Below are 16,833 nucleotides of genomic sequence, written 5' to 3' on the forward strand. Positions count from 1 at the left end.
GTTCGGTCGTGAGGTGATGGATAGAGGTTCGGTCGTGAGGTGATGGATAGAGTCAGAGTCGACCAAGCCAACAAACTCAAGCAAGATAAAAAAGCGAGGCAATGGGTCAAGCGTTCACGCTGGGTATTGTTGAAAAATAGAAGCAACTTAAATCCACGGCAAGATAGTTACCTTACCGAAATATTGAATATCAATAAGGACTTAATGACCACTTATATACTCGGTTCACAACTCAAAGAGCTTTGGTATTGTGAATCAGAAGCACATGCTAAGGGGCTCTGGGAGGTATGGTGGGTACAAGTGCAAGAAAGTGGAATTAAGCCATTGAAAGAGTTCGCACGAAAACTGAGGCCTTATCTTCACGGTATTATTGGATCGGCAAGTTATCCGCTCAACACCTGCACATTGGAAGGGATAAACAACAAAATAAAGTTAATCAAGCGAATGGGGTATGGGTATCGAGATACAGACTACTTCTTCTTGAAGATAAAAGCGGCTTTCCCCGGAAAGCCGCGATGAACCTTTTTATTAGATGACATAAAAGTATTAAACAATGTTCCGGAAAAAATACTCGACGCAGGTGTTGTATACAAGTCGCTGAAAAACGAAATTGAGTTGATCCAATATCCTTATAAGGCTTTTGAAATAATATCTACGTTGGGGAGCGTAGAATTGACGCAGTTTATAACGGATGAAGCGATGGGATATATCGAGGATAAATTCAAGGATAGTGCTGAGAAGACGATGACAAGGAAAAACTGGTTTGGGATATACCCTAAAATGCGGAAATACATGGGACTAGAAATTAAATGATTGAGCAATATTCAAACCCTTGGTTCAGTGTAATCAAAGATGGCGTATTCCACTATGTAATAGAGCCAAGCTCTAAGAACGGTGCAGTACTGCTTGTTGAAACTCATGACTCTTATATCTTTATAATTATTCCTAGGATCGCTCACGGTAATGAAGAGCAAATTGAAGCTCCTAGGGGATATGGTCAAGATGAGCAGTCCAGTCTAGAGACGGCTATGAGAGAGTTGTATGAAGAAACTGGCTACCTAGTAGATTCCTCACAGTTAGAAAAGCTTGGAACCGTAAAGCCCAACTCAGCCATTCTAGCTTCTGAGGTTGATGTGTATTTAGCTCAAGTTAACGAGGGCCAACGGGTTAAAGGGTGTGACAGTGAAGTCAATGGGATTATAAGTGTCGCAAAGTCTGACATCAGAGGAATGATAGCTTGCGGAGAAATTACGGACTCATTTACATTGAGTGCGTTTGCATTACTTTGGAGTAAGCCTTCTATTTCCGTCGAATCTTAATGACTAAAACAATGTATTTGATAGCAATCTTGGAAGAGGATACGAGGTAAGGTGATGAATAGACTTGTACCAATGTTGATATTGATGTGCTTTTCGTATTCGGTATTAGCTGGTGAAAACGCAGTCGATTGCGACAATGCGATGAACACGCTAGAGATAAACCACTGTGCTGCGCTTGAACTTGAATCTGCACAGGTAGAGCTTGATAAGTACTTAGCAGCTAGCCTTGAACACCATGCTGAGGATGCCGAGTTGGTGGATGCCATCAAGGCCGCTCAGGAGAGTTGGCAAGCTTATATGACAGCGCATTGTGACTCTGTGTATACCCAATGGCGCGATGGCTCGATTAGAGGGTTGATGGCGCTTTCTTGTAAGACCAAGTTAACCAAGCAACGCACACATGAGGTGTGGGAAAACTTCTTAACTTATATGGACAGCACGCCGCCTGTGTTGCCAGAACCTAAGTTGATGGAATAGACAGGCGAAAATGAGCTTGAGAGTGTGCGCTTGCTTCAATGGTTTGGCTTGAAGTAAGAAAGTGAAAGGTGATTCTCTTACTCTGCATCTGATTTGTGTTACCCAGTAAGGATTCGATTTTGAATAATGTCAGTATCACCCTTGTTCAGCTTGAAGTTGAATACAAAAACAAACAGAAAAACCTCGTTCTGGTTTCGGATTTTTTAGATGCGCAAGCCTCTGTCGGTGACATTACTTTGCTACCAGAATTGTTCTCTACGGGTTACATCTTTAACCAAGCATCAGAAGTGCATGAGCTGAGCGAAAACTTCGCCAATAGTGAGACCATTGATTCTTTGTCGAAATTGGCAGCAAAGCATGAAACCTTGATTGTTGCTGGCATTGCAGAGGAAGACCTAGGCGAATATTACAACAGCGTAGCCGTAATTGATGGAACTGGGCTGCGTCATAAGTACCGCAAAGTCAGTCAAACCAAATTCGATAAGCAGTATTTTTCACGGGGCTCTGAGCTTTTAACTTTCGAGTATAAAGGGCTAACGTTTGGTGTAGCGATCTGTTTTGATATTTGGTTCCCTGAGATCATGAGAGCGTATCACTCGATTGATGTTGTTCTTCACCCCGCTAATTTTGGTGGTCACCACAGTTTTGCCATGGGGCAGGCGAGGGCGCTAGAAGAAGGTTGTCACATCGTAACGTGTAACCGTGTTGGGCAAGATGTGGTTGATGCGTTTACTGCAACGTATTGTGGTGGAAGTCGAGTTTATTCGCCGAAGGGAGACTTGGTGCTTCAATGTTCGGATAAACAGTCGGTTGAAACCGTGAACATTCAAGACTTGTCTTTGGCGCCTCAGTACAATGGCGTAGAACTGTCGGATGAAATGCAGCAGATCACCTCTGTATTAAACCGTTAGAATCACGCACCGCAGTCATAAATTAAAGAGGGCAAGGTATTTCACCTTGCCCTTCGTTTTTCTGAGTGTGGTGATGAGCCATACCGTTTTAAGCATTGCCATTCGTTTTGTTTAAAGAACTCGCCGAGTGCTTAGCTTTCATGCGTTGTGCTTGGTGAATGTTTACCATCAGGCGGTTAAGCAGTTTCTGGAGCAGCTCTATATCAGGTAGCTGCTGGTTTTTGGCCTGTACTTCTAACTCTAATGCTTGTTTTGAAAGTGTATTAAGCCCTAAGTTGAGTGACATACCTTTAATAGAATGCAAGGTACAGCGCAGTTGTTCTAGTTCTTTCGCTAAGTAGTACTCAATAACTCGGTCAATGGATTGCTCAAACTCAATGATGGTTGAGTTGATAAGCATGCTAAACCCTTCCGCGTCATCTTTAAGCATGATTAATATTTCTGAATGGCTTATCTCTTCTTCGGTTAATCGTAATGTATCAATCGGTTGGCGGTGCAACTCTATGACGTTTTCATCGTTATCAGCGTTTTCTTTGGTGGATTGTTTAGGTAATCGATTTGAGAATTTCTGTAGGGCATCGAAGAAGCTCTCTTGTTGCAGAGGCTTAATCAGTATGTGGTCGACTCCGGCATTAATGAAGCTGTCGTGAGCTTCACGGAATACATCGGCGGTGTAAGCGAAGATCAGGGTGTTGAGCTTTAACTCATCGCGAATATATTGCGTTGTTTCGACCCCATTCATCTCGGGCATGTGGTTGTCCATCAGGATAAGATCGTATTGTGAGTGTTGGAGGCGTTCGATTGCTCGCCTTCCGTTTTCTGCGAGATCGACTTTATGCCCTAGATTTTCGCAAAAACCTTGCGCGACGATTGCGTTGATACGGTTGTCTTCGACTAGCAGAATGTTGAGAGATTCGTGTGCCAGGTTTTCAGTGTCGTTTGTATTAACCGAGCATTCACTGACTTTGCTTTCTTGCCATGAGATTGGCAACGTTACTTGGAATTTAGTTCCCAGCCCAACCGCACTGGTTAAGGTGATTTCACCTTTCATGAGGTTAACGAGGTTTTTTACTATGGCAAGACCAAGTCCAGTACCACCAAACTGCCTTGTGGTTGATGTATCGGCTTGTTCAAATGAATTAAAGACTTGTTCATGTTTGTCTTTAGGGATACCGACCCCTGTGTCAGTGACGCTAATGATGAGTTGGTTATTCGGTCGATTGAGCTCTGCTTGAATCGATACGTGTCCTTCTTTAGTAAATTTGGTCGCATTGCCACCCAAGTTAAATAGAACTTGACGTAACCTTGCACAGTCTCCGATAAGTTGAATATTGGTTGGTATGTTATTTTCGAGCAGCAGGCGGATGCCTTTCTCATCGGCCAAAGGTTTGAGCGCGCTACAAACTGGCTGTATCACTTGGGCAAAATGGAAAGGGGCAACGTCTAGTTCAAGCTTGTTTTCTTCGACTTTTGAGAAGTCGAGAACGTCATTGAGTATGGTCATTAGGTGGTGCCCAGAATCGAGAATGATATTGATGTTCTCTTTGGTTTCTGGCTCTTTAGTTTGGGCCGCTATGATCTGAGAGATGCCAAGTACGCCATTCATCGGTGTTCTGATCTCGTGGCTCATAGTAGAGAGAAACTCGCTTTTGGCTTTTACTGCCGCTTCAGCTTTGGTTCGTTCTGCAATGATCTCTTGGTTTTTTGCTCGCATTTCATTGTCGTTTTTTACGAGGTTTGTCGCCATTGCTTTGAAGCTGTGTGTGAGGTGGGCGATTTCGTCTTGGGTGTCAGCTTTTGAGTTAAGCTTGAGCGTTGCAGCCCCTTCTAGTAAATGACCTTCTGCTACTTTATTCGCTGCAGCTAGTAGTACGTCTATCCCTTGTTTAATCCTATTTGATGACCAAGCAGCGACAATCAGGGAAATGAATACGGAAAGGAGCGTCCCGACCAATAGAACGTAACTGGTTTGTTGGGCAGAATGGTCAGATTTTGTCACTCGAATACTGATTAGCTGCTGTTCTACCTCAATGAACTCAGCTATCTCCAAGCGAATTTGGTCCATCAGCTGTTTACCGGTTTTTTGCTGAGTAATATCGACAACACTCTGCATGTCTGCTTGGCCTCTATTCACCAGCTCACGTTGCCATACCTCTTTTTCTCCCGATTCAATTAGCCATTTATTGTGGGTGGTATCAATGGTGTCCAGAAGTTTGACTTGGGCAGGGTTATCGCTCACTTGCTCGCTAAGAATCTGAATCTTTTGAGGCCAAACGTCCAGTGCTAGGTAATAAGGCTCTAGGAATACAGGGTCGCCAGTGATCAGGTAGTCACGCTGACCGGTTTCCATATCTACTGCTAGATTGAGCAACTCTTGAGCGCGAGCAATGGCTTTGTGGGTGTGAACCACCCAGTGGTTGTCCTCAACCATGGACTGAGTATTTTTATGAACAGAAAAAGAAACGATAACGATCAGAGCAATAGGGACACAAAAGCTGACGAATAGCTTTTTTTGAAGGGAAATATTGTCGAACCAACCCAAAATCATAAAACAACGCTCTCCATGTCGATGTCATTTTATTGATATTGTAGAAGATAATCTGTCACTTAGTGTTCAAGTGCATATATTGATGTGGAAATACCTCTATTTATTTACATAAATACATGTTTTGAGATCGAGAGCGGTGCATTCTTCGTGCTAGAAGGGCGGGTGGGCAAGGTTTGATGGGCAACCATTATTAATGGCTGACGAGCTGACAGCTAAGCTAAAACTTAAAACTTAACGCTAAAGGCTAAAAGCTAAAGCAAAAAAGCCAACTGGATAAGCTGGCTCTTTGTTCTGGAGTAGGGGAGCTGTGGATTAAACTGCTTTTACGCTGCTTCGCTCTACTAGAGTCGGCTCTAGCTCGACGACCTGTGGGTAGGCGTCTGCTGTTTGTAAGCGACTCAACAGTGTATCAACGGCTGCTTTACCTAAGCGGTGTTTTGGCTGGTGGACGGTGCTTAACGCCGGTGTCATGTATTTAGACAAGTGGATGTCATCGTAGCCAATGATAGAGAGATCGTTGGGTATTGATGTGCCATCTTGCGCAGCTGCGTGAATCACGCCCATTGCCATCATGTCGTTACTTACAAACAGTGCACTCGGCATTTTGCCACGAGATTTTAGTGTCTGGTATGAATCAAAACCACCATCACACTCGAAGTTTGATTCGACAATCCAATCAGCGTTGATCTCTAATCCCGCTTCTTCCATCGCTTGTTTGAAGCCTTGGTAACGCGATGATGCCTGGTTACGATGTAGCGGGCCTGTGATACAGCCAATTTGAGAGTGGCCGTTATCAATCAGGTGCTTGGTCGCCATGTAGCCACCTTGATGCGAGTTGTCCTGAATCTTGTCGCTCGCAAACAGCATTGGGCCCCAATCCATCACCACTACAGGCAGTTCTGGGTAACGTTCGAACACGTCGATATGTTCGCCTTCAAGGGTCGAGCACATCAGCATTAAGCCATCGACACGCTTTTGTAGCAGTGTATCGATAGACGATTTCATACGTTCGCTATCGCCTTCGGTGTTACACAAGATGAGGTTGTAGCCTTTTTCATAACAACGACGCTCAACGCCTTTTACTACTTCGCCAAAGAATGGGTTAGTCGAGGTTGTCACTAGCATGCCAAGGGTTTTGGTCTGCTTCATCTTTAAGCTACGAGCTAATGCAGAGGGCGCATAGTTAAGCTCTCTCGCGGCATTGTTGACACGCTCAGCTATCTCTTCACTGACAAAACGCGACTTGTTAATCACATGGCTTACCGTAGAGGTAGAGACCTTTGCGAGCTTAGCGATGTCTTTCATTGTTGCCATAAAAAATCCTTGTGGGAGTAATACCAATCGTAGTAAGTAACTGTTCACCCTAGCTTGTTAAAAACCTCGATAACTTCGTTAGAATTTTTGATTGTAGAATAACTACTTATCGAAAAATTCTGCCTTGTTCTCAAGTTTTTTTCCTACGCTATTTTTGATCACTTACTTACTGTGATTGGTATAACTTGTCACGTTGGGCGATATTCTGCCTGAAAACAGGGGGCTTATGCTTGTTATTTAGAAGGCTAACATTAGGGTTTAGCTAACGAGTCAGCCTTCTAATAGGCATTAAGCTAAGCAGACAATTGCTCTGCCAAAAACGCATCGGTTTCGGCGCGGCTTGGAATGGAGGTTTGAGCGCCAAAGCGAGTCACTGAAATTGCCGCCGCAGCGTGAGCAAACTTAATCGCGCGCTCCATTGGCATGTCTTCAAGTAAGCCTGTCACTAATGCACCGTTGAACGTATCACCCGCCGCGGTGGTGTCTGTCGCTTCAACTCGGAAGCCTGCGATAAGTTCACCTTCGCCGTTTCTGCTTATCCACACACCTTTAGCACCAAGCGTGATCATTACCGTCTCGATGCCTTTAGCATGCAGAGCCAAAGCCGCCTGATGAGCAGATGCGCTGTCGGTTACGGTCACGCCTGTTAGAACCTCAGCTTCGGTTTCGTTTGGCGTAATCACGTCTACACACGCTAATAACGAATCTGATAGTGGTCGGGCAGGGGCTGGGTTTAGAATCACGCGGGTTCCGCTCTCTTTGGCGGTTTTCGCTGCGTATTCAATGCCTTCGATTGGGGTTTCCAATTGAGTTAGAAGGAATTTTGCGCCGCGGATCTTCTCTAGGTGTGGTTCGATTTGTTCGCAAGTCAGCTTGTTGTTCGCTTCTGGAGAAAGACAAATGCTGTTTTCACCGGCTGCCGAGACTTGGATCATCGCGATGCCCGTAGGCGTGTTCTCTGCGACGATTACGCCATCGATGTTAATGCCGTCTTTAGCAAAGTCTTGACGAATATTGATACCAAACGGGTCGTCACCGACACAAGCGATGAAGCCGATATCCGCATTTAATCGTGCTGCGGCTACCGCTTGGTTTGCGCCTTTACCGCCAGGGATGACCTGATAGTTACCGCCAATCAAGGTTTCACCAGGACGAGGGAACGAAGGAACTTGCAGTACGTGGTCAGCGTTAACGCTACCTAAAACAATCAGTTGAGTCATGATACGAGCCTTATGATATATCGTATTTGAAAATGCATGGGTCTTTCTCATGGTTAGCTATTCAGTCGCGAGAGAGTCATCAAGTCGCGATAGAAGAATGAGAAACAGCGATGCACTGTCGGTTTTGCTTGTTATTTTGAGTGAGTCGATTCGTGGTTGAGTAAAGAAAGCAGGGAGATAGGGGACTCCCTGCTTGGTATTACTCGTTTAGCATCGATTATTTAGCGATGATTTTTAGAGGTACTGGTACGTACTCGTCTACTTTTTCGCCTTTCAGTACTTTGTCAGCAATTTCGATGCCTAAAGAACCGATTAGGTCTGGTTGTTGTGCAACGGTTGCGCCAAGTAGGCCACGGTTAACCGCTGCGATGCCGTCGTCTGTGCCGTCGAAGCCAACGATCATTACATCTTTACCAGATGCTTGAACTGCGCGTAGTGCACCTAGAGCCATTTCATCGTTCTGAGCGAATACTGCTTCAACGTCTGGGTTAGCTGCAAGTAGGTTTTCCATTACGTTCAGACCTTTAGTACGGTCGAAGTCAGCAGGTTGGCTTGCAAGAAGCTCAAGGCCGCTGCCGTTTACTGCGTTCATGAAGCCTTCACCACGTTCACGAGCTGCAGAAGTACCAGCGATACCTTCAAGTTGGATTACTTTCGCTTTTTCGCCCACTTTTTCCATGATGAAGTGACCCGCCATTTCACCACCGATTACGTTATCAGAAGCGATGTGGCTCACTACGTCACCACGGCTTGCACCACGGTCTAGCGTTAGTACTGGGATGTTAGAGCGGTTAGCCATGCGAATTGCGTTAGATACTGCATCTGAATCTGTTGGGTTGATTAGGATTGCCTTAACACCACGAATGGTTAGATCTTCAATGTTCGACAGCTCTTTGCTTGGGTCGTTTTGAGAATCAAGAACGATAAGCTTGTAGCCTAGCTCTTCAGCTTTCGCTTCTGCGCCATCTTTCATGGTTACAAAGAATGGGTTGTTCAATGTAGACAGAACGATTGCCATTGTATCTTGCGCCTGTGCAGACACAGATACGGTTGTAGAAAGCAGAGCAGCAGAAATAAGAGTCGCTAATTTTTTCATGGTGTAAGTCCTTTGTGTAGGGTGAGCTAGGAGGTGAGTCCTAGCTCGTTGTTACATTATTTATAGATTTAATGTTTGTTATTTATTGATGCTTTTCTGTGGAAAAACAGGGTGTTGCGTTGACTCAAACTAGAGTCTTATTTGTTTTTGTTGTCGACCAATACTGCCAGAAGAATAACCACTGCTTTTGCAATCATCTGGTAGTAAGAAGATACGTCTAGTAGGTTTAGGGCGTTGTTTAGGAAGCCGATAATCAGTGCACCAATCAATGTGCCCATGATGCGACCACGGCCGCCAGCTAAGCTTGTACCGCCAAGAACCACGGCTGCGATAGCGTCTAGCTCATAGCCCATACCTGCGGTTGGTTGAGCTGATGACAAACGAGAAGCTACGATGATGCCCGCTACCGCTGCTAACAGACCACAGATTGCGTAAACGCCGATTTTTACTTTGTCTACGTCGATGCCTGATAGGCGAGTTGCTGATTCGTTACCACCAAGCGCGTATACGTAACGGCCAAAGCGTGTGTGGTTAAGTAGGTACCAAACTGATGCGAATACTACGACCATGATCCAAACTGGAACTGGTACACCCATTGCGTAGCCTGTACCGAACCAAGCGAACGCGTCTGCTGTGTCAGTAAAGCCTGTTGAAATAGGACGACCATCGGTGTAAACCATGGTTACACCACGAAGTAGTGTCATGGTTACTAGCGTTGCGATGAAGGCTTGAACCTTACCCTTAGCGATAATCACACCACTAATAGCACCCAGCGCAGCACCTGCCAATAAAGCGGTTGGTACAGCGACCATTACAGGGATTTCCATACCAATCATGCTGGCAGCGAACGCACCACAAAGTGCCAGTACTGAGCCAACGCTCAAGTCGATACCTGCGGTTAGGATAACCAGCGTCATACCTACAGCGATGATTGCGTTAACCGAGGTTTGGCGCAGAATATTTAAGATGTTATCGACAGTAAAGAAGTTCGGGTTTAAGAAAGAAACGATAACAATCAGGAAGATTAAAGCGATTAATGACTTTTGATCAATCAGCCACTCTTTGCTGATTAACGGCTTTTTCTTCGGCGCTTCAGTTTCAGTTGTTTTGCTCATGGTTTTGGTACTCATGCTGCGTCCTCGTTAATCTTTTTACCGACCGCACACGCCAGTAATAATTCTTGGTTTGCTTCTTTAGCGTCAAATTCACCGCTGATGCGGCCTTCATGCATCACCATGATGCGGTCACTCATTCCTAATACTTCTGGCATTTCAGAGGACACCAAAATGATGCTCATGCCGTCGGCTTTAAACTTATTAATGAGTTGGTAAATCTCTTTTTTCGCACCGACATCGACACCACGAGTTGGTTCGTCGAGAATCAGTACTTTTGGTTTGGTCATCAAGCCCTTAGCGATAGCCACTTTCTGTTGGTTACCACCAGAAAGGTTGCCAATGATTTGCTCGCGAGTAGGGGTTTTGATGTTGAATAGCTTGATGAAGTCATCTACTGCGATCACTTCGTCTTTGTGTTGGATTTGACCACTTTTAGTCAGTAGATCCAGTGAACAAAGAGACATGTTCTCTTTCACTGAAAGCCCAAGCACTAAGCCGTCACCTTTACGATCTTCAGAGATGTAAGCGATGCCATTAGCAAGGCCATCTTTAGGGCTCACAGGGTTAATGGTTTTGTTTTCTAAGTTGATAACGCCGCGCTCACTTGGAAGAGCACCGTAAATTACCTTCATCAACTCAGTACGACCAGCACCCATTAGCCCTGATACGCCAAGGATTTCGCCGCGTTTTAGGGTAAAGCTAACATCATGCACACCAGAGCCAGTAAGGCCAATCACTTCTAAGCAGGTCTCACCATGACTTGGAGCGATGCGAGGATATTGTTCGTCCAGCTTACGACCAACCATCATTTCGATTAGGCCGTCTTCGTCAGTATCTTTTACTTCACATTGACCAATGAACTTGCCGTCACGAAGTACAGTGATGTCGTCACAGATCTCGAAGATCTCTTTCAAGCGGTGAGAGATGTAAACAATGCCGCAGCCTTCATCACGTAGCTCGTTGATGACTTTGAACAGAGATTCGGTTTCAGTATCGGTTAAGGCATCTGTTGGTTCATCCATGATGATGACCTTAGATTCAAATGATAGGGCTTTCGCAATCTCTACCATTTGTTGCTCGCCTAGGCTCAGTTCGCCAAGTGGTGTTTTTGAGTTGTGTTTTACGTTCAGGCGTTTCAGTAGCTTGTCGGCTTCTTGGTACATCTCATTCCACAAGATGCGACCCATGGTGCCAGTGATTTCACGACCTAAGAAGATGTTCTCGGCGATGGTCAGCTCTGGGATCAGGTTCAGTTCTTGGTGGATGATACTGATACCAGCTTGTTGAGAGTCACGAGGCCCTTTGAATGCAGCAGGCTTACCTTGGTAGGCGATAGTACCGCCATCCAATTGATAGATACCTGTTAGCACTTTCATGAGGGTTGATTTACCTGCACCGTTTTCGCCCATTAACGCCATCACGCGTCCTGGGTAAACGTTGAGGCTTGCCTTGTCTAGTGCTTTCACACCAGGGAAGGCCTTCTCAATTGAGCTAAGTTCTAAAATGGCTTGAGTCATGTCGGTTCCTTTACTCGGGGCCAGTTGTATTTGGTTATTCTGTCTTTCAGCTATTACGCTGGGCTGTCGTTATGTTTCGCTTGAGCTAAAACGTTACGCCAGCTTGGAAAATGACATTCGCGTAAGGTGTGCATTCACCGGTACGAATCACAGCGCGGCTTTCATGAGTGCGCTGTTTAAATTCTTCATGAGTGATGTAAGTAATCGCAATTTCTTTACGACAACGCGCTTCTTCTGTTTTGATTTGATCAATCAGCGCTGCATGATGCTCTGGGCTTACTTTTGCAAATTCTTCCGCGATAACCACACCTTCAATTTGAGATTCATCAAGCATGGTTTTGACGGTTTGAGCAAAGCTTGGAACACCGTGAGTTAAAGCTAGGTCTATGCGAGAAACATGATCTGGAATCGGCAGCCCTGCATCACAAATCGTAATTTCGTCTGTGTGGCCAAGAGTCGCCACTAAGTAGGAGAGTTCAGAGTTTATTAGAGTACTTTTTTTCATATCACGACCTATCGAAAAAACACGTTTGATGGGATGAGAAACAACTCAAGAAAAGCCATCGAAACGTTTCGATAGTGATAATAGTGTGTGATTTATCATTTGCACCTTTCACCTTCTTAGAGTGTGATAACGATCATCGAAACGTTTCGATGAGGCGTTTTTTGGTGATCTTAATCACCGTGATTGATTGCATAAATTCGAGGGAAGTGGGGGACTAGATTCGTATTGGTAGTGTTAGATCGTTGGCTCGGATAGGGCAAAACCTAAACGAGTACACCTTTTTCTATTGATAGGACGTAACCAAACTTAGTGACCGTGAGAATTTGGATGTGAGGTGTTCTTAAGCGAGCGAATACGTTACGCAGGTTATAAATAACATTAGCTAGGGCGTGAGGTGATGAGAGCTCTCCGTCCCAACACTCATCAATAATATGTTCCTTAGTTATCGGCGTTCCTACGTTCTCTACTAATAGACAGAGCACAGACAATAACTGAGGGCGTAATGCAATACGGTTACCTTGTTGGTTGGTAATCGTTCGAGTGTTGGTATCAATGAGTAGGCCGCTGAAGTCTATGGTGTGGTTCATCGTATTTATGTTCATTTGTTCTGAATAGTAAAGATTGGTTTATGGCTTGTTGTGCATCGAAAGCGAGCAGTTAAAGCGCGCGGATTATGCAAAATCAGGCCTCTCTTGAAAGTAAGCGCACGTAAGCCGCACGAGAAAAAATATAAAAAACCGTTGGTTTGAAAATGGATGTGAGAATTTTGGCTAAAAGTGAAGGTGCTTTATTTCTTTGTTATTCAGTTGGTTATTTATTTTTACTGATTATGTTGTTCGAAGTTACTAAGTGATTATATTTTTATTTATTTTTTTGTTTTCTGTGAGCGTAATCTGCTCGCCAATTCGACGGGGTGTCGGATAACTCTAAAAAGATTGTGCGGTTTGGGAACACTCAGCAATCTTGATTTGAAATAAGTAAGGTCGAGCAGTAATGAATAACAAACTAATTTTAGGCGTGGCATTGATGTCAGCTTTAGCGACAAACAGTGTAATGGCGGCAGAGAGTGGTTTCTACCTAGGTGGTGCAATTGGTACCGCTGATTTTGAAGATGATGACTTAGTTTCATCAAAAACAGAACCTGTGACTTTTGAAGCCGAAGACAACTCTTACCGTCTAATTGCAGGTTACAAGTTTAACCGCATTGTATCGCTTGAGTTTCAATACACAGACTATGGCGATCTAGTTGCAAAAAACCACGCTGATAAAAACGACGGTTTTACTTGGACTCCTCAAACATTATCAGTAGCTGCAAACCTTGGATATACATTTGATAACGGCATGCGTCCGTTCGGTATTATCGGTTTATCTTCTATCGATCTAGATATGAAAAACGCAGACGGTTCTCGTCCTTCTGGTTCTGACTTCGATGATACCGGCACTGGTGTACGTTTCGGTGTTGGTGTGGAGTATACCCCGCCTAAATTATCAGCATTAAGCCTACGTCTTGGTTATGAAGCGGATGCATTCACTATCGAGACTTACGAAGGTAGTTTTTGGAATCGCAGAAAAGTAGAAAAAGACATTGTACTAGAGTCGTTCTACCTAGGCGCAACATACAACTTCTAAGTTTCACACTTTGTTAAACGGTAAATCGATTTCTAAATGGGGCGTCGGTTGGCTCAACCCGTTTGGCTAAAGTGGAAAGCTGTCGCAATAGTCGGCAGCTTTTTTATACATTGACCAACGCGATATCAAAGCTGTTGGTTTAAAGACTCAAGGTAACATTAAGATGAATAAATCTATATTAAGTGCAGTATTGCTTCTGTCGTCATTTACAATTCATACGGCATCAGCTTCGGTATTGGATAGCGGCTTTTATCTAGGTGGCGCAATTGGTTCGTCAGACATTGATGACGACGGCTTAGTATCAAAAAGTAATTCAGCTAAAACAGCGACATTTGAAGCGAAAGATAACGCTTATCGCATTATGGCTGGCTATAAGTTTAATCGTATTGCTTCTATTGAGGCTCAATACACGGATTACGGTGACGTTGTTGCACACAACGCGAAAATAAACTTTGCTCGCTCTTACAATTTCAGTTGGGCACCAAAGGTTATTTCTTTGAGCGCAAACCTTGGTTACACGTTTGATAACGGATTACGTCCTTTTGGTGTGGTTGGTTTGTCTAGCATCGACTTAGATTCTAAGGAGGGAAGATACAGCCTTTCTCAGATCAAGTCTGATGCAGATACTGGAGCTCGTGTGGGCTTAGGCTTAGAGTACACACCACCAAAAGCACCGGCTTTCAGTATGCGTTTAGGGTACGAAGCAGATGTGTTTGATGCTGAAATCAACGAGACAAGGTTGGGAACAAACAAGACTTACAAAAAGACAGTAACTTTGGACTCTTTCTACTTAGGCGCGATGTACACCTTTTAAACTATTCAGTTTTGCCTAAAGCAAGTCTATTTCTAAATGGGGCGTCGGTTGGCTAAACCCGCTTGGCTAGGCTAAAAAGCCGCAGTGTTTGACTGCGGCTTTTCTATGTCTAACTTAGGCCTCGCGGATATGCGCGGTGACGGAAACGACAGCATGATCGGTACTGAATTGGTCGTGTTCGAAGCTTGGGTTAATCAGATGATGATCGAGTACGGTGTAGTTTGATATTTCCATCAAACTTGAGGAGTTCTGGCAGTCAAACTCGTTGGACATCAATATGTAATCCAGAACAGAACCTGAAGCACCGTAATAGTGGGTTGGTTTGCGTTGTTCGAGTAAGTCTTCTTCATGCAGTTGATGATAGAGATCCCAACTGTCTCTCAATCTAAAGTGAGAAAGCCAATGTTGGCTGGTTTCATCTCGATTCAACGAGTAACTCAACAGCCCTTTGAATTCATCGTTGAATAGGGGCTTGTTAAAGTCACCCATCAACACAACGGGTTGGTCGCTTAGATAGCGTTGATTGGTAATGTATTGGTGTAGCAGTTGAGCTTCTAGGCCGCGTTGAACACTCGATAGCCAAGAGCCTAGTTGTTCCTGATGAAGTTTAATCAGTGTATCGCTTTGTGGTTTTTGCTCTACTGAGCGGCCACTGGATTCTAGCGGTTCAGTTTTGGGTTCGGTTGGGCGTTGCGATTTGAAGTGCACAACATAACAATCGGTCGCGCCTAAGTGAGGCAGAGTAATAGTCGCGTGGACAGGCGTTCGGTTGAATGAAAAATTGTCACCAAGGTGAAAGGCAGCAAGTAGGCTCGAATCCGGTGTGACAGGCTGAACATTTTCAATTGGATAACGTGAAGCAATTCCCACAACAGGGGAGGTGTATAGGTAATCATCTTCAACGTGTGCGTTATCGACGACGGCAAAGTGCGGATAGCCCAACTCTTTCATGAGTTGCTGTAAAGATTCTGGGCTGAAGATCTCTTGGAAGCCGATCACATCGCAATCTGTTGAACGAATCGCTTCAGCAATCCAATGTTGTTTCTTCTGCCATTCGTCGAAGCTGTAGATGTTCTCAAAATCATAATAAGCGTTCGGTGGCTCAAGGTAGTTCAAAAGGTTGAACGTTGAGAATGTTACTTGGTTTGGTTTGTTCAAGGTTGAATCCTATTGAAATCACTCCTTTAAGGATATCTAAAATATGGAGATATTGTTCGGGTTTAGTCAGTTATTTTCACTTGATCTAGCGAAGGTTGTTACTTTCTGCTTAGATTCTCTCCATTCGACGCGGTTAAGGTGTCGAGTTTAATTTTCTCCATGATCAATCGATCGTTTTCTTATGGTTTCACTATGAAAAAATATACCTCTCTCGCTCTTGTATTGTTGAGCGCCTTTTTCTCTACATCGACATTGAGTCAATCTCTTAAGCCAGAATCGATCGAGCAAATTGAATCTCGTGTTTCGGCACGCATTGGTGTGGCGGTCTATGATTCTGCGACCAAGCAAACATGGAGTTACAAGGGTGATGAGCGATTTCCGATGATGAGCACCTTTAAAACTCTGGCTTGTGCGAACCTTCTCTATGACGCTGAAAATAAAGGGCTAGATTTGGACTCAAAGGTCAGCATTAAGTCTGAGGACCTCATTGTTTGGTCTCCAGTGACTAAAGATCTGGTCGGTAAAGGTATTTCACTGAAAGATGCGTGTGGCGCAACCATGACGATGAGCGACAATACCGCCGTAAATATTGTGTTAGGTGGAATAGATGGGCCCAATGGCTTAACTCAGTTCCTGCGTTCAATTGGAGACAGCAATACTCGTCTTGACCATTTAGAGCCAGAATTAAATCGTGCTCGACCAGGAGATGCTCGTGATACCACGACACCGAATAGCATTGTGATGACGTTGAATGAGTTGATGTATGGCGATACGTTGTCACAAGCGTCCAAATCGACGTTAAAAGGTTGGATGATGGGCAATAAAGTATCTGACGGAATGTTCCGCTCTATTTTGCCTAGTGGTTGGAATATTGCGGATAGATCAGGGGCGGGCGCTTATGGTTCTCGCGCAATTACGGCTATCGTGTGGAATGAACATCGAGCTCCGTTGATCATCAGCGTCGCTCTTAAAGAAACTGAATTCACTCTCCAACAACGTGACAAGGTGATTAACGAAGTGGGTCAACTTATCTTTGACGGGTATCTGGTGCAGTAGTTAATAGTACAGTAATCCTACACAATCACGCGCTAGCCACAGGTTCAGCCATGGCGCTAGCGCGTGACATTTCTTAGAACAGTCCCGAGTAATTTGTAAATAAAGCGTAAGACTTATGGTGCTGATGGTTTTATTAGTTATTACATGATGTTAG

Annotated in this window: 15 protein-coding genes and 1 pseudogene; 7 read left to right on the forward strand and 9 right to left on the reverse strand. The window is 44.4% G+C overall.

The features are described from left to right. Window positions 1–24 precede the first annotated feature (24 nt). The 4 genes and pseudogenes from L1D55_RS19115 to L1D55_RS19130 form a co-directional block, all read left to right on the forward strand. Window positions 25–519, forward strand: a pseudogene (locus tag L1D55_RS19115) (transposase); the annotation flags it as partial. 290 nt (window positions 520–809) lie between these two features. After that, a complete protein-coding gene (locus tag L1D55_RS19120; RefSeq protein WP_239918479.1) occupies window positions 810–1,319 on the forward strand; it encodes an NUDIX domain-containing protein in 510 nt (169 codons plus the stop codon). 54 nt (window positions 1,320–1,373) lie between these two features. Further along, on the forward strand, window positions 1,374–1,796 hold the full coding sequence (locus tag L1D55_RS19125) for a lysozyme inhibitor LprI family protein (RefSeq protein ID WP_239918480.1): 423 nt from the start codon (window positions 1,374–1,376) through the stop codon (window positions 1,794–1,796). A 119-nt stretch (window positions 1,797–1,915) separates the two neighbouring features. After that, window positions 1,916–2,707 carry a carbon-nitrogen hydrolase family protein gene (locus L1D55_RS19130; protein ID WP_239918481.1) on the forward strand — a complete coding sequence of 264 codons (792 nt, stop codon included), beginning with the start codon at window positions 1,916–1,918 and terminating at the stop codon, window positions 2,705–2,707. Window positions 2,708–2,795: 88 nt separating this feature from the next. On the opposite strand, the gene L1D55_RS19135 is transcribed toward L1D55_RS19130, so the two are convergent. The 8 genes from L1D55_RS19135 to L1D55_RS19170 all read right to left on the reverse strand — a co-directional run bounded on the left by L1D55_RS19135 (window position 2,796) and on the right by L1D55_RS19170 (window position 12,609). Beyond that, on the reverse strand, window positions 2,796–5,255 hold the full coding sequence (locus tag L1D55_RS19135; RefSeq protein ID WP_239918482.1) for a CHASE3 domain-containing protein: 2,460 nt from the start codon (window positions 5,253–5,255) through the stop codon (window positions 2,796–2,798). Between the two features lie 312 nt (window positions 5,256–5,567). Then, window positions 5,568–6,569 (reverse strand): substrate-binding domain-containing protein, encoded by a 1,002-nt coding sequence (locus tag L1D55_RS19140; RefSeq protein WP_239918483.1) that lies wholly within the window; start codon window positions 6,567–6,569, stop codon window positions 5,568–5,570. 293 nt (window positions 6,570–6,862) lie between these two features. Then, the gene (rbsK, locus tag L1D55_RS19145; protein ID WP_239918484.1) at window positions 6,863–7,789 is read right to left on the reverse strand and encodes a ribokinase; all 927 of its coding nucleotides are present in this window, start codon (window positions 7,787–7,789) and stop codon (window positions 6,863–6,865) included. A gap of 217 nt (window positions 7,790–8,006) precedes the next feature. Continuing rightward, entirely contained in the window at window positions 8,007–8,885 is an 879-nt protein-coding gene (gene rbsB / locus L1D55_RS19150) for a ribose ABC transporter substrate-binding protein RbsB (RefSeq protein ID WP_171761730.1), read from the reverse strand. A gap of 137 nt (window positions 8,886–9,022) precedes the next feature. After that, complete coding sequence (rbsC, locus tag L1D55_RS19155) at window positions 9,023–10,015, reverse strand: ribose ABC transporter permease (protein ID WP_239918485.1); 993 nt, start codon at window positions 10,013–10,015, stop codon at window positions 9,023–9,025. Continuing rightward, the gene (gene rbsA / locus L1D55_RS19160) at window positions 10,012–11,517 is read right to left on the reverse strand and encodes a ribose ABC transporter ATP-binding protein RbsA (protein ID WP_239918486.1); all 1,506 of its coding nucleotides are present in this window, start codon (window positions 11,515–11,517) and stop codon (window positions 10,012–10,014) included. Before rbsA ends, rbsC begins: the two co-directional genes overlap by 4 nt. Before the next feature lie 85 nt (window positions 11,518–11,602). Continuing rightward, entirely contained in the window at window positions 11,603–12,022 is a 420-nt protein-coding gene (rbsD, locus tag L1D55_RS19165) for a D-ribose pyranase (protein ID WP_239918487.1), read from the reverse strand. Window positions 12,023–12,285: 263 nt separating this feature from the next. Continuing rightward, the gene (locus tag L1D55_RS19170) at window positions 12,286–12,609 is read right to left on the reverse strand and encodes a winged helix-turn-helix domain-containing protein (RefSeq protein ID WP_239918488.1); all 324 of its coding nucleotides are present in this window, start codon (window positions 12,607–12,609) and stop codon (window positions 12,286–12,288) included. A gap of 406 nt (window positions 12,610–13,015) precedes the next feature. Between L1D55_RS19170 and L1D55_RS19175 the strand changes: the two genes are divergently transcribed. Both L1D55_RS19175 and L1D55_RS19180 read left to right on the forward strand, forming a co-directional pair. Next, window positions 13,016–13,651, forward strand: a complete 636-nt coding sequence (locus tag L1D55_RS19175; protein ID WP_239918489.1) for a porin family protein — start codon at window positions 13,016–13,018, stop codon at window positions 13,649–13,651. 163 nt (window positions 13,652–13,814) lie between these two features. Next, entirely contained in the window at window positions 13,815–14,465 is a 651-nt protein-coding gene (locus L1D55_RS19180) for a porin family protein (RefSeq protein WP_239918490.1), read from the forward strand. 114 nt (window positions 14,466–14,579) lie between these two features. Here the strand turns inward: L1D55_RS19180 and L1D55_RS19185 are convergent, their stop codons facing one another. Continuing rightward, on the reverse strand, window positions 14,580–15,623 hold the full coding sequence (locus tag L1D55_RS19185; protein ID WP_239918491.1) for an endonuclease/exonuclease/phosphatase family protein: 1,044 nt from the start codon (window positions 15,621–15,623) through the stop codon (window positions 14,580–14,582). Window positions 15,624–15,815: 192 nt separating this feature from the next. On the opposite strand from L1D55_RS19185, the gene bla reads away from it, so the two are divergent. After that, window positions 15,816–16,679 (forward strand): class A beta-lactamase, encoded by an 864-nt coding sequence (gene bla, locus L1D55_RS19190; protein WP_239918492.1) that lies wholly within the window; start codon window positions 15,816–15,818, stop codon window positions 16,677–16,679. Window positions 16,680–16,833: the final 154 nt, after the last annotated feature.

The sequence above is a fragment of the Vibrio sp. Isolate22 genome (assembly GCF_022398115.1).
In the GTDB taxonomy this organism is placed as follows: Bacteria; Pseudomonadota; Gammaproteobacteria; order Enterobacterales; family Vibrionaceae; genus Vibrio.

Bases quoted from the DNA above. Each gene is read 5' to 3' on its own strand.
- L1D55_RS19120 (WP_239918479.1), top strand. From the start codon at position 810: ATGATTGAGCAATATTCAAACCCTTGGTTCAGTGTAATCAAAGATGGC.
- L1D55_RS19125 (WP_239918480.1), top strand. From the start codon at position 1,374: ATGAATAGACTTGTACCAATGTTGATATTGATGTGCTTTTCGTATTCG.
- L1D55_RS19135 (WP_239918482.1), bottom strand. From the start codon at position 5,255: ATGATTTTGGGTTGGTTCGACAATATTTCCCTTCAAAAAAAGCTATTC.
- L1D55_RS19140 (WP_239918483.1), bottom strand. From the start codon at position 6,569: ATGGCAACAATGAAAGACATCGCTAAGCTCGCAAAGGTCTCTACCTCT.
- rbsK (WP_239918484.1), bottom strand. From the start codon at position 7,789: ATGACTCAACTGATTGTTTTAGGTAGCGTTAACGCTGACCACGTACTG.
- rbsB (WP_171761730.1), bottom strand. From the start codon at position 8,885: ATGAAAAAATTAGCGACTCTTATTTCTGCTGCTCTGCTTTCTACAACC.
- rbsC (WP_239918485.1), bottom strand. From the start codon at position 10,015: ATGAGTACCAAAACCATGAGCAAAACAACTGAAACTGAAGCGCCGAAG.
- rbsA (WP_239918486.1), bottom strand. From the start codon at position 11,517: ATGACTCAAGCCATTTTAGAACTTAGCTCAATTGAGAAGGCCTTCCCT.
- rbsD (WP_239918487.1), bottom strand. From the start codon at position 12,022: ATGAAAAAAAGTACTCTAATAAACTCTGAACTCTCCTACTTAGTGGCG.
- L1D55_RS19170 (WP_239918488.1), bottom strand. From the start codon at position 12,609: ATGAACCACACCATAGACTTCAGCGGCCTACTCATTGATACCAACACT.
- L1D55_RS19175 (WP_239918489.1), top strand. From the start codon at position 13,016: ATGAATAACAAACTAATTTTAGGCGTGGCATTGATGTCAGCTTTAGCG.
- L1D55_RS19180 (WP_239918490.1), top strand. From the start codon at position 13,815: ATGAATAAATCTATATTAAGTGCAGTATTGCTTCTGTCGTCATTTACA.
- bla (WP_239918492.1), top strand. From the start codon at position 15,816: ATGAAAAAATATACCTCTCTCGCTCTTGTATTGTTGAGCGCCTTTTTC.